Origin of the sequence: Pseudomonas sp. RV120224-01b (genome assembly GCF_003208145.1) — a bacterium.
In the GTDB taxonomy this organism is placed as follows: domain Bacteria; phylum Pseudomonadota; class Gammaproteobacteria; order Pseudomonadales; family Pseudomonadaceae; genus Aquipseudomonas; species Aquipseudomonas monteilii.
The window spans coordinates 218,036-241,206 of sequence record NZ_QKMQ01000006.1 but is presented as its reverse complement, the minus strand read 5'-3'; the positions used below and the strand labels follow the sequence as shown (position 1 = coordinate 241,206).

The 23,171-nt window shown below is 63.7% G+C and carries 18 protein-coding genes; 11 read left to right on the top strand and 7 right to left on the bottom strand.

Features of this window, described 5'->3' with window-relative positions; all coding sequences use genetic code 11:
• Positions 1-10: 10 nt before the first annotated feature.
• The gene (locus N436_RS12495) at positions 11-778 is read right to left on the bottom strand and encodes a LysR family transcriptional regulator (protein ID WP_110741163.1); all 768 of its coding nucleotides are present in this window, start codon (positions 776-778) and stop codon (positions 11-13) included.
• A gap of 122 nt (positions 779-900) precedes the next feature.
• Between N436_RS12495 and N436_RS12490 the strand changes: the two genes are divergently transcribed.
• Complete coding sequence (locus N436_RS12490; protein WP_110741162.1) at positions 901-1,632, top strand: SDR family oxidoreductase; 732 nt, start codon at positions 901-903, stop codon at positions 1,630-1,632.
• Between the two features lie 18 nt (positions 1,633-1,650).
• Here the strand turns inward: N436_RS12490 and N436_RS12485 are convergent, their stop codons facing one another.
• The 3 genes from N436_RS12485 to N436_RS12475 all read right to left on the bottom strand — a co-directional run bounded on the left by N436_RS12485 (position 1,651) and on the right by N436_RS12475 (position 6,269).
• The gene (locus N436_RS12485; protein ID WP_110741161.1) at positions 1,651-3,024 is read right to left on the bottom strand and encodes an 8-oxoguanine deaminase; all 1,374 of its coding nucleotides are present in this window, start codon (positions 3,022-3,024) and stop codon (positions 1,651-1,653) included.
• A 163-nt stretch (positions 3,025-3,187) separates the two neighbouring features.
• Entirely contained in the window at positions 3,188-4,768 is a 1,581-nt protein-coding gene (locus tag N436_RS12480; protein WP_110741160.1) for an aldehyde dehydrogenase (NADP(+)), read from the bottom strand.
• A 118-nt stretch (positions 4,769-4,886) separates the two neighbouring features.
• Positions 4,887-6,269, bottom strand: coding sequence for an APC family permease (locus N436_RS12475; protein ID WP_110741159.1), 1,383 nt, complete (start codon positions 6,267-6,269; stop codon positions 4,887-4,889).
• A 281-nt stretch (positions 6,270-6,550) separates the two neighbouring features.
• Here N436_RS12475 and N436_RS12470 point away from each other — a divergent pair, with 281 nt between their 5' ends.
• From N436_RS12470 to N436_RS12460, 3 genes are all read left to right on the top strand, one after another.
• A complete protein-coding gene (locus N436_RS12470) occupies positions 6,551-7,393 on the top strand; it encodes a helix-turn-helix transcriptional regulator (protein WP_110741158.1) in 843 nt (280 codons plus the stop codon).
• 42 nt (positions 7,394-7,435) lie between these two features.
• Positions 7,436-8,818: an aspartate aminotransferase family protein gene (locus tag N436_RS12465; RefSeq protein WP_105948501.1), complete on the top strand. Its 1,383-nt coding sequence runs from the start codon at positions 7,436-7,438 to the stop codon at positions 8,816-8,818.
• 165 nt (positions 8,819-8,983) lie between these two features.
• Positions 8,984-10,477: an aldehyde dehydrogenase gene (locus tag N436_RS12460; RefSeq protein WP_105948502.1), complete on the top strand. Its 1,494-nt coding sequence runs from the start codon at positions 8,984-8,986 to the stop codon at positions 10,475-10,477.
• Between the two features lie 69 nt (positions 10,478-10,546).
• On the opposite strand, the gene N436_RS12455 is transcribed toward N436_RS12460, so the two are convergent.
• Complete coding sequence (locus tag N436_RS12455; protein ID WP_016714594.1) at positions 10,547-11,272, bottom strand: FadR/GntR family transcriptional regulator; 726 nt, start codon at positions 11,270-11,272, stop codon at positions 10,547-10,549.
• 331 nt (positions 11,273-11,603) lie between these two features.
• Here N436_RS12455 and N436_RS12450 point away from each other — a divergent pair, with 331 nt between their 5' ends.
• From N436_RS12450 to N436_RS12430, 5 genes are all read left to right on the top strand, one after another.
• Complete coding sequence (locus tag N436_RS12450) at positions 11,604-12,752, top strand: branched-chain amino acid ABC transporter substrate-binding protein (RefSeq protein WP_256589809.1); 1,149 nt, start codon at positions 11,604-11,606, stop codon at positions 12,750-12,752.
• A gap of 130 nt (positions 12,753-12,882) precedes the next feature.
• Positions 12,883-13,821 (top strand): branched-chain amino acid ABC transporter permease, encoded by a 939-nt coding sequence (locus tag N436_RS12445; protein ID WP_105948504.1) that lies wholly within the window; start codon positions 12,883-12,885, stop codon positions 13,819-13,821.
• A 10-nt stretch (positions 13,822-13,831) separates the two neighbouring features.
• Positions 13,832-15,061 (top strand): ABC transporter ATP-binding protein, encoded by a 1,230-nt coding sequence (locus N436_RS12440; RefSeq protein ID WP_105948505.1) that lies wholly within the window; start codon positions 13,832-13,834, stop codon positions 15,059-15,061.
• Complete coding sequence (locus tag N436_RS12435; protein ID WP_105948506.1) at positions 15,058-15,831, top strand: ABC transporter ATP-binding protein; 774 nt, start codon at positions 15,058-15,060, stop codon at positions 15,829-15,831. The genes N436_RS12440 and N436_RS12435 overlap by 4 nt, the downstream gene beginning before the upstream one ends.
• The gene (locus N436_RS12430) at positions 15,828-16,544 is read left to right on the top strand and encodes an ABC transporter ATP-binding protein (protein ID WP_060497150.1); all 717 of its coding nucleotides are present in this window, start codon (positions 15,828-15,830) and stop codon (positions 16,542-16,544) included. Before N436_RS12435 ends, N436_RS12430 begins: the two co-directional genes overlap by 4 nt.
• Before the next feature lie 192 nt (positions 16,545-16,736).
• Here the strand turns inward: N436_RS12430 and mrdA are convergent, their stop codons facing one another.
• A complete protein-coding gene (mrdA, locus tag N436_RS12420) occupies positions 16,737-18,632 on the bottom strand; it encodes a penicillin-binding protein 2 (RefSeq protein ID WP_110741156.1) in 1,896 nt (631 codons plus the stop codon).
• 563 nt (positions 18,633-19,195) lie between these two features.
• On the opposite strand from mrdA, the gene N436_RS12415 reads away from it, so the two are divergent.
• Positions 19,196-20,527, top strand: coding sequence for an MFS transporter (locus N436_RS12415; protein ID WP_110741155.1), 1,332 nt, complete (start codon positions 19,196-19,198; stop codon positions 20,525-20,527).
• Here N436_RS12415 and N436_RS12410 read toward each other — a convergent pair.
• Positions 20,524-21,420, bottom strand: coding sequence for a LysR family transcriptional regulator (locus N436_RS12410; protein WP_105948509.1), 897 nt, complete (start codon positions 21,418-21,420; stop codon positions 20,524-20,526). The two genes, N436_RS12415 and N436_RS12410, sit on opposite strands and share 4 nt — an antisense overlap.
• A gap of 117 nt (positions 21,421-21,537) precedes the next feature.
• Between N436_RS12410 and mdlC the strand changes: the two genes are divergently transcribed.
• On the top strand, positions 21,538-23,124 hold the full coding sequence (gene mdlC / locus N436_RS12405) for a benzoylformate decarboxylase (protein ID WP_110741154.1): 1,587 nt from the start codon (positions 21,538-21,540) through the stop codon (positions 23,122-23,124).
• Positions 23,125-23,171: the final 47 nt, after the last annotated feature.

Sequence of the window (23,171 nt, the reverse complement as noted above, 5' to 3'; positions counted from 1 at the left end):
AAGGGTACGGCTACAAGGCATCACGCAGCTGGATGACACCCTCGAGCGCCAGCGCCTGGGCCGAGTAGCACAGGCCGATGCGTCGGCGCAGGTCCAGTTGTGGCATAGGCTCGCTGCGTACGCCACGGTGCTCGGCCGCCAGCGACTCCGGCACGATCGCGGTACCCAGGCCTGCGGCGACCAGCTCCAGGGCCAGGGCAAAGCTATCGGCTTCTGCCACAGGCGTGCCGCTGTAGAACGGTTGCAGGCGCTGATGGCTGGGCTGTGCAGGGCAGGTGATCCACTGGGCCTCGGCGGGGGCCTGCGGTGCGGTCGCCAGGACGAACCGGTCGCTGTGCAGCGGCAGAAACAGTTCATCCTCACAACGCAGTTCCTCGCTGGCGAGCCGCACTGCGCCCATGCAGCCGGTCACCAGTTGCAGGCGCACCGGAGGCTGGAGGGCTGCCGCTGCCAGCACCACCTTGCCCAGCACCGCCGCGCTCACATCCTGCTCGACACCGATCTGCAACGGCGCGCGTTCACGATCCCCTTTGAAGCGACCAAGCAGGCGGTTGGCATCGGCGACCATGCGCTGCGCCTCGGGGTACAGCGCCCGGGCATCCTCGGTTACCGCCACGCCACGGGCCTGGCGAACGAACAGCGTGGTGCCCAGCGCTTCTTCCAGTGCCTTGATGCTGCCGGAAAGCGCCGGTTGGCTAAGGTGAATCGAGCGCGCGGCGGCGGTGATGTTGCGCTCTTCGAACACGGCGATGAAGGCACGAAGCTGGCGATAGTCCATAGGGTACCCATAAGTGATGCCGATGGCTGCGAAAGGAATTTCCCATTTTTCGCATGAAAAACTGGCTTCTATACTCGCTCTACTTCTTACCCATAGGCAAATCGGATAACAGGATGGTGACCATGACCAACACCCATAAACCCTTGGTAGTCATTACCGGCGCCAGCTCTGGCATCGGCCTGGCCACCGCCAGGCTACTGTCCAGCCGTGGCCACGCCTTGTTGCTGCTTTCGCGTCGCTTGGCGCCGATGCAGCAACTGCAGCTGCCAAACACGCTGGCACTGTCGGTTGATATCACCGACCGCACTGCGGTGCTGGCCGCCGTCGCCGAAGCCGAAACGCGCTTTGGCCCGGTAGACGCGATCATCAACAATGCGGGGGTGATGCTGTTGGGCAACATCACCACCCAGGACCCGGAGCAGTGGGACCGCATGCTCGACGTCAACGTGCGTGGGCTGCTCAACGGCATCCATGCCGTGGCCAGCGGTATGGTCGAACGCAAGCACGGCACCATCATCAACGTCAGCTCCGTGGCCGGGCGCAAGGCATTCCCCAACCATGTCGCCTATGTCGGTACCAAGTTCGCCGTCACTGGCCTTTCGGAAAACCTGCGTGAAGAACTGGCGCCCAGCAACGTGCGGGTGATCACCATCGAGCCAGGCGCGGTCGATACCGAGCTGCTCAGCCACACGACCGATGATGCCATCAAGGCCGGCTACAACGACTGGAAGCAGGAAATGGGCGGGGTACTCACGGCCGAGACCATTGCCGAGACCATCGGCTTTGCCTACGGCCAGCCGCAATCGGTGTGCATTCGGGAAATCGTGGTGTGCGCTACCCGCCAGCAGGCGTGACGGGTAGCGCGTGGTGCATCACGCACCGCTGACCAGTTGGTGCGCCAGCTGGTTGTGGCGCTCCAGCACGCGGGGCAGGTCGACGGTGGTCAACTGGCCGTCCTCGACCACCACACGGCCGTTGATCACGCTGGTGTGCACCAGGGTCGGGGTGCAGAACACCAGTGCCGCCAGCGGGTCGTGATGGCCGCCGGCATAGGCCACGTGGCCCAGGTCGAAGGCGACGAAGTCGGCGACCATGCCGGGCGCCAGGGCGCCGATGTCATTGCGGTTGAGCACCTTGGCACCGCCCAGGGTGGCGATTTCCAGTGCTTCTCGTGCGGTCATGGCGTCGGGGCCGAAGCCTACCCGTTGCAGCAGCAGGGCCTGGCGTACTTCACCGATCATGCTGGCGCCATCGTTGGACGCCGAACCATCGACCCCCAGGCCCACCGGCACGCCGTGGTCGCGCATCTTGCGCACCGGGGCTATGCCCGAGGCCAGGCGCATGTTCGAGCAAGGGCAGTGGGCGACCCCGGTGCCGGTGCGGGCGAACAGCTCGATGCCGTGCTGGTCGAGCTGCACACAGTGTGCATGCCAGACATCGTGACCGACCCAGCCGAGGTCTTCGGCGTATTCGGCGGGGGTCATGCCGAATTTCTCGCGGCTGTAGGCGATATCGTTGACGTTTTCGGCCAGGTGGGTGTGTAGCGACACCCCGTACTGCCGCGCCAGCACGGCGGCTTCGCGCATCAGGTCGCGGCTGACCGAGAAGGGCGAGCAGGGCGCCACCACGATACGGCGCATCGCGCCATGGCTGGCATCGTGGTAGTCCTCGATCAGGCGCTGGGACTCCTTGAGGATGTCGGCCTCCTTCTCCACCACCGCGTCAGGCGGCAGGCCGCCCTGGCTCTGGCCCACGCTCATGCTGCCGCGCGCGGCGTGGAAGCGCATGCCGATCTCGGCGGCGGCATGGATGCTGTCGTCGAGCTTGCAGCCGTTGGGGTAGATGTACAGGTGGTCGCTGGAGGTGGTGCAGCCGGACAGGATCAGTTCGGCCATCGCGGTCTGGGTCGACACCGCGATCATTTCGGGGGTCAGGCGTGCCCAGATCGGGTACAGGTTGGTCAGCCAGTTGAACAGCTCACCGTCCTGGGCAGCAGGCACCACGCGGGTGAGGCTCTGGTACATGTGGTGGTGGGTGTTGACCAGGCCCGGGATGACTACTTTGCCGGCCATGTCCAGGATGACATCGGCCTGTTGTGGCAGGGTATCGCTGGGGCCGACCTGCTTGATCAGGTTGCCTTCGATGAACAGGCCGCCGTGTTTGATTTCGCGGCGTTCGCCGTCCATGGTGACCAGGAGTGCAGCGTTTTTGACGAGTAGCGTTTTTGCAGCATTGGTAGATGACATGGCTAAAGTCTGTCGCAATACGCATCGGCGATTGCCGATGTCATAGGCGCAGGGCATTGTAAGCAAGGTTTTTGTGGATTGTATACAGGCTTCGCGACGCCCTTGTTGGCCTCTTCTCGGGTAAACCTGCGAAGAGGCCAACAAGGGCTACATCAATGCAAGATCACACCGCCTCGCGGCTACTCAAGCCATCCACCAACCGCGCAATCCCCAGCGGGTTGGCGCTTTTCAGCGCATCCGGCAGCAGTGCCTCCGGGTAGTTCTGGAAGCACACCGGGCGCAGGAAGCGGTCGATGGCCAGGGTGCCGACCGAGGTGCCTCGGGCATCAGACGTGGCCGGGTAAGGCCCGCCATGCACCATGGCGTCGCTCACTTCAACACCAGTCGGGTAGCCGTTTAACAGCAGGCGCCCGGCCTTGCGTTCCAGCAGTGGTACCAGCCCGGCAAAGGCGTGCAGGTCGTCAGGCTCGGCGATCAGGGTGGCAGTCAGCTGGCCTTGCAAGTGGCGCAACGCCTCGGCCAGTTGCTGGGCATCGGCCACTTCCACTACGACGGTGGTCGGGCCGAACACTTCTTCCTGTAGCAGTGGGTCGCCGTTCAGCAGCAGGCTTACGTCGGCCTTGAACAGCTGTGGCCGGGCCTGGTTACCGGTTTGCGGCTGCCCGGCCAGATGCTGGATGCCTGGGTGTGCCAGCAGGTGCTGCACACCGTTCTGATAGCTGCGCAGGGTTCCGGCATTGAGCATGGTCTGTGGACCCTGGTCGGCCATGTGCGCCGCCAGCGTGTGCACGAAGTGCTCGAACTGCGGCGACCGAATACCGATGACCAGGCCCGGGTTGGTACAGAACTGCCCGCAACCCAGCACCACCGAGGCGGCCAGCTCTGCAGCCACTTGCTCGCCACGGGCCAGCAGCGCCTGGGGCAGCACGATGACCGGGTTGATGCTGCTCATTTCGGCGAACACCGGGATTGGCTGCGGGCGCGCGGCAGCCATGTCGCACAGGGCGCGGCCACCCCGCAGCGAGCCGGTGAAACCCACTGCCTGAATGGCCGGGTGCTTGACCAGCGCTTCGCCCACGCCGGCACCGTAGATCATGTTGAACACCCCTGCCGGCATGCCGCTGCTGGCCACGGCGCGGTCGATGGCTGCGGCGACATGAGCGGCAGTGAGCATGTGCCCGCTGTGCGCCTTGAACACGACGGGGCAGCCCGCTGCCAGCGCCGAGGCGGTGTCACCCCCTGCCGTGGAGAAGGCCAGTGGGAAGTTGCTGGCGCCGAACACGGCCACCGGGCCCACGCCGATGCGGTACTGGCGCAGGTCCGGGCGTGGCAGCGGGGTACGCTGGGGCAGGGCACGGTCGATGCGTGCGGCGTAGAAGTCGCCACGGCGTACCACCTCGGCAAACAGGCGCAACTGGTTGCTGGTGCGGCTGCGTTCGCCACGGATGCGGGCTTCGGGCAGTGCGGTTTCGCGGGTGACATGCTGGATGAAGTCGTCGCCCAGGGCGTCCAGTTCGTTGGCGATGGCGTCGAGGAAGGCGGCGCGCTGTGCCGGGCGGGTACTGCGGTAGGCCGGGTAGGCAACCTCGGCAGCCTGCACGGCAGCCTCGACTTCGTCGCCGGTTGCCTGGTGGAAGGCGTACGGCAGCGGCTCGCCGCTGTGGGCGTCGACGCTGTTCAGCAGCACGTCCCCGTTGCCGCTGAGTTGGCCGGCGATGTGGTTCAGGCGATGTTCGATGGACATTTCGGTTCCCGTTGGCAATGGCAGTCGTTGCGCTGGGACTGTAGGCGGCGAACGGGAGGCTGAATAATGATTAATGCGGATCGGGTGATAACGAGCGGTTATCACCCGGTGCTCAGCGTCACTCGGCCATCTGCAACTCCGGCAGCTTCACCCGGAACGCCTTGGTCAGCCCCATCAGCACCACCAACCCCATGCCCATCCAGCACAGGCCGATGGTGAACGACAGGCTGGTCAGGCTGCTCCACAGCCACAGGGTGCTAAGGAAGCCCAGGCCGGGAATGGCGCCGTACAGCAGGCAGTTGCGGCCACCGCGTAGCTTCTGATCGACCAGGTAGTGCTTGACCACCGCCAGGTTTACCGCCGAAAAGGCGAACAGGGCGCCAAAGCTGATCATGTTGGCCACGGTGTCGAGGGTGATGACCAGGGCGATGAGGGAGAGCAGGCTGACCACCAGGATGGCTGTCGCCGGTACGCGCTTTTTCGTCACCAGCTGGCCGAACGCGCGCGGCAATGCGCCGTCGCGGCCCATGGCGAACAGCACGCGTGACACGCTGGCCTGGGACACCATGGCCGAGGCGAAGCAGCCGGCCACGTAGGTGGCGGTAAACGCGGTAACCAGCCATTCGCCGCCCACCCGGCGCATTACATCCACCGAGGCCGAGTCCGGGTCGGCAAAGCTGCCCCAGTCGGGGAACACCATTTGTGCGCAGTACGACACCACCAGGAACAGCAAGCCGCCGATCAGCGACACGGCCAGGATCGCCACGGGAATGCGGTACGTCGGGTTGCTGGTTTCCTCAGCCATGGTCGACACCGCGTCAAAACCGAGAAACGACAGGCACAGCACGGCGGCGCCCGTCATGATCAGCGGCACGTTGAAGCCTTCGTGATGGAAGGGGGCCAGCAGCGACACCGGCTCCGCCTGTCCGTTGAGCTTGAGCACGGACAGGGCGACGAAGACGATGATGAACACCAGCTGCGCCACCACCAGGATCCAGTTGACGCGGGTGATCGACTCGATGCCGATCAGGTTGAGGAAGGTGACCAGGGCAATGGAGCCTGCCACCCACACCCAGGCGTGGATCGCCGGAAAGTATTCCGACATGTAGATGCCGATCAGCAGGTAGCTGAGCAGCGGCAGGAAGATGTAGTCGAGCAGCAGCGTCCAGCCGGTGATGAAACCGATGTGGCTGCCGAAGGCTTTGCGCGTGTAGGTGTAGACCGAGCCGGAGTAGGGGTGGGCCTGGACCATGCGGCCGTAGCTGTAGGCGGTGAGCAGCATGGCGGCGAGGGTGAGCAGGTAGGCGGTGGGCAGGTGCCCTTTGGTCATCTGGGTGACCAGCCCGTAGGTGGTGAAGACGGCCAGGGGCACCATGTAGGCCAGGCCGAACAGCACCAGGGCGGTCATGCCCATGGATTTGCGGAAGCGGCCGGTGCTGGCGCCGGGGTGTGACGGTGCATGCGAAGCAGGCGAATGGGCTGTACTTGTTGTTGTATGCATTGCTAACTCCTGGAAAGGGATGCAGGGCACCGCAGTACGCGAGCAGGCTCGCTACCGGTGGGTGGTGTGCAAGGAGGTCGAGCGCAAGGCTCGCAGCGCTGGGGCGGTTTGATGCTCCCACACCCTGTGGGTGCCCGGAATCACCCTTTGGGGTGAGGGGTGCGACCCTTGGCCGACTCACCCCAACGGGTGATTTCGGTACCTGAAGCGGCGTGGGAGTATCTGGTCAACAACGCACCGCACTGGCGGCGGTGCCACTGAATAGAAACGGCAGGCCCACAGTGACTAATCAATTGCTTTCAGAACAGTGGTTCGAGCACCTGGCCAAGGTCACCGAGGCCATCGGCCGCCCGGGCTTCGCCGCCAACCTGTTTGCTGCGCTTGGCGTGATCCGGCCGATCCAGGCGACCACGGTGTACCTCTACCCGCACGACGGCATGCCTTGCGCGCTGTTCGAGCAGGACGACAAGGCGCCCTGGCAGCCCGAGGGCAATGTCAGCCGCTACCTGTCGGGCTTCTACCTGCTCGACCCGTTTTACGGTGCTTGCGTGGAGCAGGTCGCGTCCGGTTGCTATGGCCTGTTCGAGGTGGCCCCCGACCACTTCGAGGTCAGCGAGTACTACCAGTCGTTCTACCGCCACTCGCACCTGGAAGATGAGCTCAACTACATCCTGCAGGTGGCGCCCGGGCAAAGCCTGGCGGTGTCGCTGGCGTTTACCGACAAGCTCGATACACAGACCCGCGAGCTGTTCGGGCGCGTCACGCCCTGGGTGCTGGCGGTACTCGGCAAGCACTTCGCCGGGCTGGACAGCCGCGCCGGGCGTTTCGAAAACATCCTCGAACAACGCATCCACGCTGCGCTGAACAACTTCGGCAGCTCGTTGCTGACCGAGCGTGAATGCCGCATCGCCCAGCTGATCCTGCGTGGCCATTCGACCAGGTCGCTGGCCGAGCGCCTGGGTGTTTCGGAAGACACCATCAAATCGCACCGCAAGAACGTCTACGCCAAGCTCGACATCGGTACCCAGTCCGAGCTGTTTTCCCTGTTCATCGACGCGCTGGCCAATGCCCAGGGCGTGCTGGGCAAGGACCCGCTTGAAAGCTACATGGGCAAGCTGCGCTGAGCGACGGCTGCCCTGCAACCCCACCGCAAAGGAAAACCAACAATGAACGCGCCTTTCGCCCCGCAACGCCAGACCCGTGACTACCAGGCAGCCGACGCCGCACACCATATCCATGCCTTCCTCGACCAGAAGGCGCTGAACGCCGAAGGGCCGCGGGTGATCGTGGGTGGCGAACGCCTGCACCTGTGGGACAGCGAGGGCAAGCGCTACCTGGATGGCATGTCTGGCCTGTGGTGCACCCAGCTTGGTTATGGCCGCCGCGACCTGACGGCCGCCGCTGCCACGCAGATGGACCAGCTGGCCTACTACAACATGTTCTTCCACACCACCCACCCGGCGGTGATCGAGCTGTCCGAGTTGCTGTTCAGCCTGCTGCCGGGGCACTACAGCCACGCGATCTACACCAACTCCGGTTCCGAGGCCAACGAGGTGCTGATCCGCACCGTGCGCCGCTACTGGCAGGTGGTGGGTCAGCCAAGCAAGAAAATCATGATCGGCCGCTGGAACGGCTACCACGGTTCGACCCTGGCGGCCACGGCACTGGGCGGCATGAAGTTCATGCACGAAATGGGCGGGTTGATTCCGGATGTTGCGCACATCGATGAGCCGTACTGGTACGCAGAGGGTGGCGAGCTGACCCCGGCCGAGTTTGGCCGCCGTTGCGCCTTGCAGCTGGAGGAAAAAATCCTCGAGCTTGGCGCCGAGAACGTTGCCGGCTTTATTGCCGAGCCGTTCCAGGGCGCGGGCGGCATGATCTTCCCGCCGGAAAGCTACTGGCCGGAAATTCAGCGCATTTGCCGCCAGTACGACGTGCTGCTGTGCGCCGATGAGGTGATTGGGGGCTTTGGCCGCACTGGCGAGTGGTTTGCCCACGAATACTTCGGCTTCGAGCCCGACACCCTGTCGATCGCCAAGGGCCTGACCAGTGGCTACGTGCCCATGGGCGGCCTGGTGCTGAGCAAGCGCATTGCCGAGGCGTTGGTAGAGCGCGGCGGGGTGTTTGCCCATGGCCTGACCTATTCCGGCCACCCGGTGGCGGCGGCGGTGGCCATTGCCAACCTGAAGGCGCTGCGCGACGAAGGCATCGTGCGCCAGGTGAAGGACGACACCGGGCCCTACCTGCAACGCATCCTGCGCGAGGTGTTCGCCGACCACCCGTTGATCGGCCAGGTGCAGGGTGCCGGACTGGTGGCGGCGTTGCAGTTTGCCGAGCACAAGCCAACGCGCAAGCGTTTTGCCAACGAGAACGACCTGGCCTGGCAGTGCCGTACGTTCGGTTTCGAGGAAGGGGTGATCATTCGCTCGACCCTGGGCCGGATGATCATGGCCCCTGCCTTGATCGCCAACCACAGCGAGCTGGATGAGCTGGTGGAGAAGACGCGGATTGCCGTGGACCGCACGGCACGGTTGGTCGGCAAACTCTAACCCGCTCGCAAGCCCGACACATTTCTCTGTGGGAGCGGGCGAGCCCGCGAATCAGGCGCCGCGGTGCATGGCACCGGCTTCGCCGGTGTTCGCGGGCTCGCCCGCTCCCACAGGAAACGTGCAGCCTTTCACCAAAACACCGCTCCAAAGGTTTAAGGAGTACAAATGTACACCCTCGAATTCTGGCAACAACGCGCCTCGGACCTGTACCTCCCGTCGCAGGCACTTATCAGCGGCAAAGCCGTCAACGCACAGGATGGCGCCACCTTCGCCGCCATCAACCCCGCCACCAACGCCGTACTGGCCCAGGTCACTGCCTGCGGCCAGGCTGAAGTCGACCTTGCAGTGGCCAGCGCCCGCTGGGCCTTCGAGCAAGGTCCGTGGCCACGCATGGCCCCCGGCGAGCGCAAGAAGGTACTGCTGCGCCTGGCCGAGCTGATCATGGCCCATCGCGAAGAACTGGCCTTGCTGGACTCGCTGAACATGGGCAAGCCCGTCATGGATGCCTACAACATCGATGTGCCGGGCTCGGCCCATGTGTTCGCCTGGTACGGCGAGGCGCTGGACAAACTCTACGACCAGGTGGCACCCACTGCGCCCAACGCGCTTGCCACCATCACCCGGGAAGCGCTCGGTGTGGTCGCCGCCGTGGTGCCCTGGAACTTCCCGCTCGACATGGCCGCCTGGAAGCTGGCCCCGGCGCTCGCGGCTGGCAACAGCGTGGTACTCAAGCCCGCCGAGCAATCCCCGTTCTCAGCCCTGCGTCTGGCCCAGCTGGCCCTGGAAGCGGGCTTGCCGGAAGGTGTGTTGAACGTGGTACCGGGCCTGGGTGAGCAGGCCGGACAGGCGCTGGGCCTGCACCCGGACGTAGACTGCCTGGTGTTCACCGGCTCTACCCAGGTGGGCAAGTACTTCATGCAGTACTCGGCGCAATCCAACCTCAAGCAAGTGTGGCTGGAATGTGGTGGCAAAAGCCCCAACCTGGTGTTCGATAACTGCCAGGACCTGGACCTGGCGGCGGAAAAGGCCGCCTTCGGCATTTTCTTCAACCAGGGCGAGGTATGCTCGGCCAACTCGCGGCTGTATGTGCAGCGCTCGATTCATGACGAATTCGTCGAGCGCCTGCAGGCCAAGGCACGCCAGTGGATGCCGGGTAACCCGCTGGACCCGGCAAGCCGCGCCGGTGCCATTGTCGATGCCGAGCAGACCGGCCGCATCGAGGCCGCCATTACCCGCGCCGGGCAAGAGGGCGCCAGGTTGGTGTGTGGCGGTCGGCGCTTGACTGTCGAAGGCTCGGACAACTACATCGAGCCGACCATTTTTGCCGGTGTCGAGGGGCGCATGCGCCTGGCGCGGGAGGAAGTGTTCGGGCCGGTGCTGGCGGTCAGCGCCTTCGATACGGAAGAAGAGGCGGTGCGCCTGGCCAACGACAGCATGTATGGCCTGGCTGCCTCGGTGTGGAGCGATGACTTCAATCAGGTGCACCGGGTGGCGCGGGCGTTGAAGGCCGGCACTGTGTCGGTGAACACGGTAGATGCGCTGGATGTGACGGTGCCGTTCGGCGGGGGCAAGCAGTCGGGGTTTGGCCGCGACTTGTCGCTGCATTCGTTCAACAAGTATTCGCAGCTCAAGACCACCTGGTACCAGCTGCGCACCTGATGCGTTGTTCATGAACTGCGTCGCCTGCTTCGCGGGTTCAACCGCGAAGAGGCCAGCGCAGGGCAGCGATCAGGCCTTGCTGTCGAGCAAGCGCTGATACCGCGACAGGCTCTCTTCCAGGTGTTTGCGCAGCGCCGTGCGCGCACTGGCCACGTCGCCCATGCTGATTGCCGACAGGATTGCCCCGTGTTCACGGGCGATTTTCTTGATATGCGCCTGGCGGTTCTTGCCGGTGACTTGCCCGTGCTTGAGGTTCAGGTCGAGGATGATGTCCGGCCCCAGCGCCTCCAGCAGTTGGGTGAAGTGCGGGTTGCTGGTGGCGCGGGCAATCGCCAGGTGGAACTCGAAGTCGGCCTTGGCTTCTTCCTCTTGCGTGGCGCCGTCCAGCGAGTTGAAGCGGTCGAACGCCTCGGTGATCGCCGCCATGCTCGCAGGGCTGCGGCGCTCGGCGGCGCGGGCGACCGATTCGGTCTCGATGCCCAGGCGCAGTTCAAGGATCTGCGCTGCAGCGCGTACATCATCGACAACGCTGTCGATGGCGAAGCCGATGCGCTTTACATCCTGCTCGACCACGAATACGCCCACACCCTGACGAGCGATCAGGCGTCCGCCAAGGCGCAGCGAGGCCACCGCCTCGCGGATGACCGGGCGGCTGACGTTGAATTCTTTGCACAGCTCCTGTTCGGACGGCAGTTTGTCGCCCGGGCCGTAGGTGCCGTTGTCGATCCGGCTGGAAAGCTCCTGAATCACGGTTTCCGCCAGGTTGGCGCGGCGCGTGCCTAACGACGCATTCATAGAAGGGTTGCTCCTGAAACTGATTGGCTCATCACGGTTGATTCTCCGGCAGGTTGCGCGCAGCCCTGATGCCCCTTGCGGCGGGATCCGTAGCCAACCAGCGGTGATGTTGTCGGCATATGTTATCAAACATCTTACTAGTCAGGCTCACGCCCTGCTTTTTGATTGCGTGCATCGCTTGTGGCCGGAAAGATTATTTTACCTTCTCCCGTAGCATACACCCATTGACAGTTGCCTGCTGACTGTTATCTTACAAGTGCGATGGCGTTCCGGCCAATTCGCATGCGGTAAGCGATGTCGAGGTTCGTCCAATCACTACTGGGAGCTGAGCATGAATAACAACAAGGGAGGGCGTACAGCCCTCGCGACCGCGGTAACATTGCTGATGGCCATGGGGACGGCACACGCAGCAGACAGTGAAATCGTCAGGATCGGCTTCGCCGGCCCCCTGACCGGGCCTTCGGCGCACCAGGGACAGGACGTCGAGCATGGCATCCAGATTGCAGTCGAAGAGGCCAACCAGCAGCAGCTGAAAATCGGTGACAAGGTGGCCCGGTTCAAGCTGGTTTCCGAAGACGATGTCGCCGACCCGCGCACAGGCACTGCGGTGGCGCAGCGGCTGGTGGACTCGAAAGTGGCGGTGGTGATTGGTCACTACAACTCTGGCACCAGTATTCCCGCTTCGAAAATTTACGCCGCCGCCGGCATTCCGCAAATCTCGCCTTCGGCCACCAACCCCACCTTGACCCGCCAGGGTATCCCCTCGGTATTTCGCACCGTCAACGACGACGCCACCCTTGGCCGTTACGCCGGCAATTACTTGGTCAGCCAGCTCAAGGCCCAGCGCATTGCCATCTTCGATGACCGCACCGCGTATGGCCAAGGCCTGGCCGATGAGGTGACCAAGGCGGTCAAGGCGGCGGGTGGCAACGTGGTGGTGCGCGAGTACACCAATGACAAGTCGACCGACTTCAATGCCATCCTCACCACGGCCAAGGCGCAAAAGGCCGATGCAGTGTTCTTTGCCGCCCTCGATTACCAGGCCGCCCCGATGGCCAAGCAGATGAAGAACCTGGGCCTGAAGGCGCGCTTCATGAACATCGGCAACCTGCCCAACGATTCGTTCAGGCAGATGGCTGGCAGCGCCGCCGAAGGCACCTACGCCTGGAACTACGGCACGCCACTGCAGGACATGCCCAAGGGCGCGGCTTTCGAGCAGAAGCTCAAGGACAAGTTCGGCGTCGGCGTGGTGCAGTCGTCGCCCGCCGCCTATGACGCCACCTGGGCGGCAATCAACGCCATGGTCAAGGCCGGTTCCGACGACCCCAAAGTGTACTTGCCTGTGCTCAAGAACCAGAGCTACGAAGGCGTCACCGGCACCATCGCCTTCGACGACCAGGGCAACCTGAAGAACCCGGCGGCCACCGTGTTCCAGTTCGCTGACGGCGGCTGGAAAACCCTGTCGGTCGAGCGCGACTAAGCAGCACCTCATAACAAGCAGGCGCCGGCCTGCGACATAACAAGAAGACTTTTCCCACCTGCCAGGCCTGTTGGCGTGTGGCGCTGAGCCGCCGCGCGCCGACGACAACGCAGTTTCGAGGATTCAGCGCGTGGACGGTAATTTCGATATCTTGTTGCAGCAGGTCCTCAACGGCCTGGTGCTGGGCAGCATCTATGCCCTGGTAGCCCTGGGCTACACCATGGTCTATGGCATCATCGGCCTGATCAACTTCGCCCACGGCGAGGTGGTGATGGTTGGCGCCATGGTGACCATTTCGGTACTGACAATGCTCGCTGGCGCAGGCTTTGCCCCCGGGCTCATTACCTTGCTCCTGGCGATCATGGCCGCCGTGGTGGTGTGCATGCTGCTGGCCCAGGGCATGGAAAAGTACGCTTATCGGCCCTTGCGCAAAGCCCCGCGGTTAACCCCGCTGATTCTCGCCATTGGCATCTCCATCGCCCTGCAGAACCTGGCGATGATGATCTGGGGGCGCGGCTACAAGACCTTCCCTGAAGTGGTCGAGACGCAGCCGGTCGACGTATTCGGCGCCACCATCACCAACGTGCAGCTGTCGATCATGCTGATTGCCGTGGTGATCATGCTTGGCCTGTGGCTGCTGGTGGACAAAACCCGCCTGGGCAAGGCCATGCGAGCTACCGCGCAAAACCAGGAAGTGGCCGGGTTGATGGGCATCAACATCAACCGCGTGATCAGCGCCACCTTCCTGATCGGCGCCAGCCTGGGTGCCATCGCCGGGGTAATGCGTGCGATCAACTACGGCCAGGCCGATGCCTACATGGGCTTGCTGCTGGGCCTGAAGGCGTTCTCGGCGGCGGTGCTGGGCGGTATCGGCAACCTGTTCGGCGCCATGGCCGGCGGCCTGTTGCTGGGGCTGATCGAGTCGCTGGCAGCGGGCTACACCGGCCAGATCACCGGCGGTTTCCTGGGCGCCAACTACCAGGACATTTTCGCCTTCGCGGTGCTGATTCTGGTGTTGCTGTTCCGGCCAAACGGCCTGCTTGGCGAACGCCAGGCCGACCGGGCGTGAGGAGGCGGTCATGAAAAACCTCAAGACCCAGTACCTGCTGTTGATCCTCGGCTTCATCGCCTTGCCGTTCCTGATCGAGGCCATCCCCATGCTCGGCCCCACCTGGGTGCGCATCCTTGGCTTTGCCATGCTCTACGTGCTGCTGGCGTTGGGCCTGAACATCGTCATCGGTTACGCCGGGCTGCTCGACATGGGCTACATCGGCTTCTACGCCATTGGTGCCTACCTGTACGCGCTGCTGGCCTCGCCGCACTTGCAAATGGCCGGCCTGATCGAGGTAGTGCTGGACTGGCCGGTGTGGGTGATCATCCCGCTGGCAGCCGTGGCCGCAGCCATTTGCGGTGTGTTGATCGGGGCGCCGGTGCTCAAGTTGCGCGGCGATTACCTGGCCATCGTCACCCTGGGTTTCGGCGAGATCATCCGCATTTTCATGAACAACCTGGACCAGCCGGTGAACCTCACCAACGGCCCCCAGGGCATCAGCAACATTGCCCCGCTGCACGTCGATTTCGGGCCATGGGCCCATGCACCGGATGCAGGTGCGGCACCCGTGCTGTCGTTGCAGCAAAGCTGGAGCTTGTTCGGCCTGCAGGTTTCGCCGGTGATCAGCTACTACCTGTTCTTCCTGTTCATCGTCATCCTCTGCATCGTGCTGTCCAAGCGCCTGGAGGTGTCGCGCATCGGCCGTGCCTGGATGGCCCTGCGTGAAGACGAAGTGGCCGCCGAGGCCATGGGCCTGAACAAGCGCAACCTCAAGTTGCTGGCGTTCGCCATGGGCGCGACCTTTGGCGGGGTGTCTGGCGTGCTGTTCTCCAGCTATCAGGGCTTTGTCAGCCCCGAATCGTTCACCCTGATGGAGTCGATCATGGTGCTGGCCATGGTAGTGCTCGGCGGCATGGGCTCGATCCGTGGCGTGGTGCTGGGGGCGCTGATCCTGTCAGTGATGCCCGAGCTGTTCCGCGACCTGGTCAACTGGATCCAGCCATGGGTGATGGACAACGTTACCTTCATCAGCCGCGACATCCTGCGCAACGTGCTGGATGCCTCGACCCTGCGCATGCTGGTGTTCGGCCTGGCGCTGATCCTGGTCATGCGTTTCCGGCCCGAAGGGCTGTGGCCATCCGACCGCCGCCGTGCCGAGCTGCACGAGGGTGAAGCGCAAGCAGAGCCCGCGCCGGTCGTTGCAGTACCTCAACAGGCACCCTTCGAACTCCCGATCAAAGAGGCGGACAAGGCATGAGCGATATCCTTCTCGAACTGCATCAGGTCAGTAAATTCTTTGGTGGCCTGCAGGCCCTGCACGGCATCGACCTGAGCATTCGCCGTGGCGAGATTCGCGGGCTGTTGGGCCCTAACGGTGCTGGCAAGACCACCCTGTTCAACGTGCTTACCGGCCTGTACCGGGCCGAGCAGGGACGTGTGATGTTCGACGGCAAGCCGCTGCGCATCAGCAAGCCGCACAAGGTGGTGGAGGCGGGTATTTCCCGCACCTTCCAGAACATCCGCCTGTTCCACAACATGACCGCCCTGGAAAACGTGATGATTGGCCGCCATGTGCGCACCCGCAGCGGTGTGTTCGGCGCCATCCTGCGTACCCCGGCATGCGTGCGTGAAGAACGCGAAATCCGCCAGGCCGCCCGTTACTGGCTGAATTACGTGGGCATCGGCCACCTGGCCGGCGAGTTGGCCAAGAGCCTGTCCTACGGCGACCAGCGTCGCCTGGAAATCGCCCGGGCGCTGGCCACCGAACCCAAGCTGATTGCACTCGACGAACCGGCTGCAGGCATGAATGCCTCGGAAACCGAAGGCCTGCGCCAACTGATGTGCAAGATGCAGGCGGATGGCAAAACCGTGTTGTTGATCGAGCACGACGTGAAACTGGTGATGGGCCTGTGCGACCACATCACCGTACTTGAATTCGGTCGCAAGATCGCCGACGGCTTGCCGGCCGACGTGCGCAAGGATCCACGCGTGATCGAGGCTTATCTGGGTGCAGAGGCAGTGGCATGAAGAACATTCTGCAAGTGAGCGACCTGAAGGTCAGTTATGGCGCCATCCAGGCCATCAAGGGCATCGACCTGAGGGTGGGCGAGGGTGAGATGGTGGCGCTGATCGGCGCCAACGGCGCGGGCAAGACCACCACCTTGAAAACCCTGGCCGGGCTACTGAAACCGAGTGCCGGCAGCATCACCTTCGATGGCAAGGCGCACGCGGCGATCAAGGGCCACGACCTGATCCGCGAAGGGCTGGCGCTGGTGCCGGAGGGGCGAGGGATCTTTCCCAAGCTGACGGTGCACGAAAACCTCGAAATGGGCGCCTTCAGCCGGCGCGACGGCAAGGACGCCATCGCTGCCGACATCGAGCGCATGTACGGCATCTTCCCGCGCCTGAAGGAGCGCGCCTTCCAGCTGGCCGGCACCATGTCGGGTGGCGAGCAGCAGATGTTGGCGATTTCCCGGGCATTGATGGGGCGGCCCAAGCTGCTGTTGCTGGACGAGCCGTCCATGGGGTTGGCGCCGATCATCGTGCAGAAGATTTTCGAAACCATCGTCGAGGTGGTCAAGGGTGGGGTGACGTTGCTGCTGGTGGAGCAGAACGCCCGGCTGGCATTGCAGACCTGCCAGCGCGCCTACGTGATTGATGGTGGGCGCATCAGCCTGGAAGGCTGCGCCAAGACCTTGCTGCATGACGACCAGGTGAAGAAGGCCTACCTGGGCGAATGATTCACTCACAATGACAAGAGCGTCTGTCCTGGGGTTGAACGTTTGTATCGCCGGCCTCTTCGCGGGCACGCCCGCTCCCACAGGAATCGCACAAGCCTGGGATCTGTGCAGTACCTGTGGGAGCGGGCAAGCCCGCGAAGAGGCCGGTAAGCCCTTGCCTGATTTTCGCCCTGGCGAGGCACCCGAAAATGCTTAAATGTGTGGCGCGCTGTGAGCCGTCACTCCTCCCGCATACTCAGGCTTCAGATGCCCCTGCTCATCCAGCAGATAAGCATCCATCACCTCCCGCACCACCGGCCCTGCCACCCGGCCCCCAGCCTCACCGTTCTCGATCATCACCGCCACCACCACACTCGGGTGGTCGGCCGGTGCAAAGCCGACAAACAGGGCGTTGTCACGGTGTCGCTCCAGGGTCTTGTTGCGGTTGTAGCGCTCACCTTGCTTGATCGCCACCACCTGCGCGGTACCACTCTTGCCGGCAATCCGGTATTGCGCCCCCGCTGCCGCCGCACGGGCGATGCCGCGCGGGTCGTGCATGACCATCTGCATGCCCTGGCTGACCTGGTCCCAGGCATGTTTGTCGTGCAGCACGATGTTGGGCATCGGGTTAGGGTCGACTGGCGCATCGCCGCCCACGGTCATCGCCAGGTGCGGGCGGTGCCACACCCCTTTGCTCGCCAGCAGGCTGGTGGCCTGGGCCAGTTGCAGCGGGGTGACCTGCATGTAGCCCTGGCCAATGCCCAGGATCAGCGTTTCGCCCGGGAACCATGCCTGGCGGCGCGTGGCGCGCTTCCACTCGGCCGACGGCATCAGCCCGGAGGCTTCCTCGAACATGTCCAGTGACACCTTCTGGCCCAGGCCGAATTCGGCCATGTAGTCGTGCAGGCGGTCGATGCCCAGCTTGTGCGCCAGGTCGTAGAAGTAGGTGTCGTTGGAGCGCATGATGGCGGTGTACATGTCCACCCAGCCGTCGCCGCTGCGGTTCCAGTTGCGGTACTTGTGGTCGTAGTTGGGCAGCTCGTAGTAGCCCGGGTCGAATACCCGGCTGCCCGGGGTGATCACGCCGCTGTCGAGGCCTGCGATGGCTACCTCCGGCTTCACCGTCGAGCCTGGGGCATACAGGCCGCGCAGCACGCGGTTGAACAGCGGCCGGTCGATGGAATCGCGCAGTTCGGCGTACTGCTTGAAGCTGATGCCTTTGACGAACAGGTTGGGGTCGAAGCTGGGGTTGCTGACCATCGCCAGTACATCGCCATTGGCCGGGTCCAGCACCACCACCGAGCCGCGGCGGTCGCCCAGCGCTTTTTCTGCGGCTATCTGCAGGTGGGCGTCCAGGGTCAGGACGATGTCCTGGCCCGGGGTCGGGTCCTTGTGGTTGAGCACGCGCATCACCCGGCCCTGGGCGTTGGTCTCGACCTCTTCGTAGCCCACGTGGCCGTGCAGCTGGCTTTCGTAGAAGTGTTCAATGCCGGTCTTGCCGATCGATTGGGTGCCTCGGTACTCGGTACTGTCGAGGACCTTGGCCTCTTTCTCGTTGATACGCCCCACATAGCCTACCGAATGGGCGAAATGTTCGGCCAGCGGGTACTCGCGGATGAACCGCGGCTCAACCTCCAGGCCTGGCAGGCGGAACTGGTTCACGGCCACCAGGGCGATCTGCTCTTCGCTCAGCCCCACCATCAAGGTTACGGGCTCGAACGGTTTGCGGCCCCGGCGCAGGTCCTTGTCAAACTGCTTGCGGTCGTCCTCGGTCAGGCCCAGTACCTGGGTCAGGGCATCGAGCACCTTGGCCGAATCGCCACCGGCCCGCTCGCGGGTCATGGTCAGGTCGAAGCTGGGTTTGTTGTCAGCCAGTACTACGCCGTTGCGGTCGTAGATCAGCCCGCGTTCGGGGGCGATGGGCAGTACGTGCACGCGGTTGTTTTCCGACACGGCGGTCTGCTGGTCGTGCTGCAGCACCTGCAATACGTACAGCCGGCCCACCAGAACGGCACACAGGCTGAACACCAGGGCGGCGCAGGCCAGAAGCCGGCGGTTGACCAGGTGCTTTTCCTTTTCGTGGTCCTTGAGGGGAATGGGCTGTGGCATCGGGGCTCTTCTTTCTACGGGTATCGCGTTGGCCATGCGGGCGCGCGAACGGGCGGGGGATGCTACGCAACACGCCCCGCAGCCTCAAGGTGAGTGGCGCCCGTCAGAAAGCGCGTATGGGCTGTGTGCCCCGTGATCAGGGCGCTGGCGCACATCATGAAGATTTGTTCATGGCTAACCCTTGGTGAAGGGGATTGGAGTCGATTCTGGTGTATTTATGGATCCATAAATAAAATTTGTGCGATAAACGAACAAGAAATCATTTTTAGGATAAATATCTAAGCTATTGAAAATAAATAATAAAAATTGATGTTTAGTGGTTTCGTTTCTTTGTTCACCGCGTTTAACCCCGAGCCTCCACGTTTGAAGTGATTGTTTGTGGATCCACTATCTGGTTGATTAGCGCCTGACAACGGCCGGAGCCCTCCAGCCGTATGCGACAACAATTACAAAAAGGGTCCAGTCATGAGTGGTTTTCCAGGGCTACGGAACCGTCAGGGTTCCTTGCGCTTTGCCTGCGTGTGCGTATCTGTTCTCCCACCTGTGAACCGGCAGGTGACCTTATGAATGCCGATCTCAAGCAACGCCTGGACAACGACCCGATGGGCCGCTTCCAGTGCCTGGCCATTGGTATTTGCATCATCCTCAACATGATCGATGGCTTCGACGTACTGGTGATGGCCTTCACGGCTGCCTCGGTGTCTGCCGAGTGGGGCCTGAACGGGGCGCAGGTAGGGCTGCTGCTCAGCGCCGGCCTGTTCGGCATGGCGGCTGGCTCGTTGTTCATTGCGCCGTGGGCCGACCGCTTTGGTCGCCGCCCGCTGATCCTGCTGTGCCTGGCGCTGTCTGGTGTCGGCATGCTGCTTTCGGCGATGAGCCAAACCCCGTTGCAACTGGCGTTGCTGCGTGGCCTGACCGGGCTGGGCATTGGCGGCATCCTGGCCAGCAGCAACGTGATTGCCAGTGAGTACGCCAGCAAACGCTGGCGCGGGCTGGCGGTGAGCCTGCAGTCCACCGGCTACGCCCTGGGCGCGACGTTGGGCGGCTTGCTGGCGGTGTGGCTGCTGGGGCAGTGGGGCTGGCGCTCGGTATTCCTGTTTGGCGGCATTGTCACCGTGCTGGTGATCCCGCTGGTGCTGCTGTGGTTGCCGGAATCACTGGACTTTCTGCTGGCGCGTCGCCCGGCCAATGCACTGGCACGGGTCAATCGCCTGGCCGTTCGCCTCGGCCAGCCGGCGCTGGCACAACTGCCAACACCCACTGCAAGGAAACAGGGCCCCGCCAGCGGCTTCCGGCAACTGCTGGCGCCTGCCATGCGCCGCACCACGCTGGTGATCTGGCTGCTGTTTTTCCTGGTCATGTTCGGCTTCTACTTCGTCATGAGCTGGACGCCGAAACTGCTGGTCGCCGCTGGCCTGTCGGCACAGCAGGGCATTACCTGCGGGGTGCTGCTGAGCGTCGGCGGCATCCTCGGTGCGGCGCTGATCGGCGGCCTGGCTTCGCGTTGGCCGCTCACGCGGGTGCTGGCGTTGTTCATGCTTATCACCGCAGCGCTGCTGGTGTTGTTCGTGGCCAATGGCGCGTCGGTCAGTGCGGCGCTGGCGCTGGGGCTGCTGATCGGGCTGTTTTCCAATGGCTGCGTGGCCGGGCTGTATGCATTGTCGCCGGTGGTCTATGACGCTTCGGTACGTGCGACAGGCGTGGGCTGGGGCATCGGCATCGGGCGCATGGGGGCGATCCTGTCGCCCACCGTGGCCGGTGTGTTGCTCGATGGTGGCTGGCAACCGCTGCACCTGTACGGGGTGTTCGCCAGCGTGTTCGTGCTGGCGGCAGGGTGCCTGCTGTTGCTGCGGCCGGCGGCCAGCCCGGCTCGGCCAGTGATGGCCGATGCCTAAGCCTGGCCGTCGATGATCGCTTCGGCGACCGTGGCGCAAAACCATTGCAGGGCGGCGGAGTTGTCGCTGTTGGGGTGCCAGTTCAACGAAACATTGAACGCGGGGACCTGGAACGGCAACTCAAGCATTTTCAGGCCACCGTCCTGCATGAACAGCCGGGCGATCTGTGCCGGCAGCACGGCGAGCAGGTCGGTGCCGGGAATGATCTTCGGCAACACCGAGAAGTGCGGCACCTGCAGGCTGGTACGCCGCTGCAGCTGCATGCTGTTGAGCACGTCTTCGACACTGCCATGGCCAGTGGTACGGGTAACGCTGATGTGACGTTCGGCAATGAACTGCTCAAGGCTCAGTTCAGTGCCGATGCGTGGGTGGTCGCAACTGAGCAGGCACACATAACGCTCGCGCAGCAGTACCTGGCTGCGAGTGCCCGGCACGGGCGGGCGGCAGATGGCCGCGTCGATCTTGCCGCTGGCCAGCCAGTCGCCCACCTGGTCGACCTGCAGCGGCAGCACCTCGACTTCGGCCTGCGGGGCGTCGCGGTTCAGACGCGCCAGGATCAGCGGCAAGAAGCCCATTTCGCCAAGGTCGGAGAGGGCGATGCGAAACCTGCGCTCGGTGGTGGCAGGGTCGAACTGGCGAGTGCTCTGCACGGCGCCTTCGATACGTGTCAGCGCATCACGCAGGGTGCTGTAAAGCTGGTCGGCGACAAAGGTTGGCTGAATGCCGTCCCGCGTGCGGCTGAACAGGGCGTCGTCGAACAGTTCGCGCAGGCGGGCCAGGCCGTAGCTTACCGACGGCTGGGTGACGAACAGGCGCTCGGCGGCCAAGGTGACGCTGCGGGCTTCGTAAAGCGTGACGAAGGTGCGGATCAGGTTCAGGTCGATGTGGCTCATGGGGCGGCGGCTTCACATAGATAGGTTTTATTTTTGGTAAAGATAGTATCGATTTGATCAATCTTGTGGTGGCTGCAAAAGTAACCCGAATTCCAAAAACAAGCTGCAAGGGGCTTTATGAAAACTGTTCACGGCGCCACCTACGACATCCTTCGCCAACATGGCCTGACCACTATCTTTGGTAACCCCGGCTCCAACGAGCTGCCATTTCTCAAGGGCTTCCCGGAGGATTTCCGCTACATCCTCGGCCTGCACGAAGGCGCCGTGGTCGGCATGGCCGATGGTTACGCACTGGCCAGCGGCCAGCCGACCTTCGTCAACCTGCACGCGGCTGCAGGCACCGGCAATGGCATGGGCGCCCTGACCAATGCCTGGTACTCGCACAGCCCGTTGGTGATCACCGCCGGCCAGCAAGTGCGTTCGATGATCGGGGTGGAAGCGATGCTGGCCAATGTCGATGCCGCACAGTTGCCCAAACCGCTGGTCAAGTGGAGCCACGAACCTGCTACAGCACAGGACGTGCCGCGCGCCCTGAGCCAGGCGATCCACACGGCCAGCCTGCCACCACGCGGGCCGGTGTATGTATCGATCCCGTATGACGACTGGGCTTGTGAGGCGCCAGGCGGGGTCGAGCACCTGGCGCGGCGCCAGGTGGGCAGTGCCGGGTTGCCGTCGCCGGCGCAGCTGCAGCACCTGTGCCAACGCCTGGCGGCAGCGCGCAACCCGGTGCTGGTGCTAGGCCCGGATGTCGATGGCAGCGGCGCCAATGGCCTGGCTGTGCAGTTGGCGGAAAAGCTGCGCATGCCGGCCTGGGTGGCGCCTTCTGCGTCGCGCTGCCCGTTCCCGACTCGGCATGCGTGCTTCCGTGGGGTATTGCCAGCAGCCATCGCCGGTATCAGCCATAACCTGGCCGGGCACGACCTGATCCTGGTGGTGGGAGCCCCGGTGTTTCGTTATCACCAGTTCGCCCCGGGCCATTACCTGCCGGCCGACTGCGAGCTGCTGCACCTGACCTGCGACCCGGGCGAAGCGGCCCGCGCACCAATGGGTGATGCCCTGGTCGGTGACATCGCGCTCACCCTCGAAGCCGTGCTCGGCGGTGTGCCACAAAGCGGCAGGCCGATGCCGGTCGCTTTGCCGGCTGCCGAAGCGGTGGCAGATGACGGTGGCCTGCTACGCCCGGAAACAGTGTTCGATCTGCTCAATACACTGGCCCCCAAAGATGCCATCTACGTCAAGGAGTCTACCAGCACCGTCGGTGCGTTCTGGCGCCGTGTGGAAATGCGTGAGCCGGGCAGTTATTTCTTCCCGGCTGCCGGTGGCTTGGGCTTTGGTCTGCCGGCAGCGGTTGGGGTGCAGTTGGCATCGCCCGGCCGGCGGGTGATTGGTGTGATCGGCGACGGCTCGGCCAACTACGGCATCATTGCCCTGTGGACCGCCGCGCAATACAACATCCCGGTGGTGTTCATCATCCTCAAGAACGGCACCTACGGCGCGTTGCGCTGGTTTGCCGATGTACTGGATGTCAATGACGCGCCCGGGCTGGACGTGCCAGGCCTGGACTTCTGTGCCATCGCCCGTGGCTATGGCGTGCAGGCGGTGCATGCGGCAACCGGCTGTGCGTTCACCGAGGCGCTGCGAGCGGCGCTGGAGAGTGACCGGCCAGTGCTGATCGAAGTGCCGACCCAGACCATCGAACCCTGAACCCGACGCACACCGCGCGACACCCAACAAAAACAAGAACCGAGGTG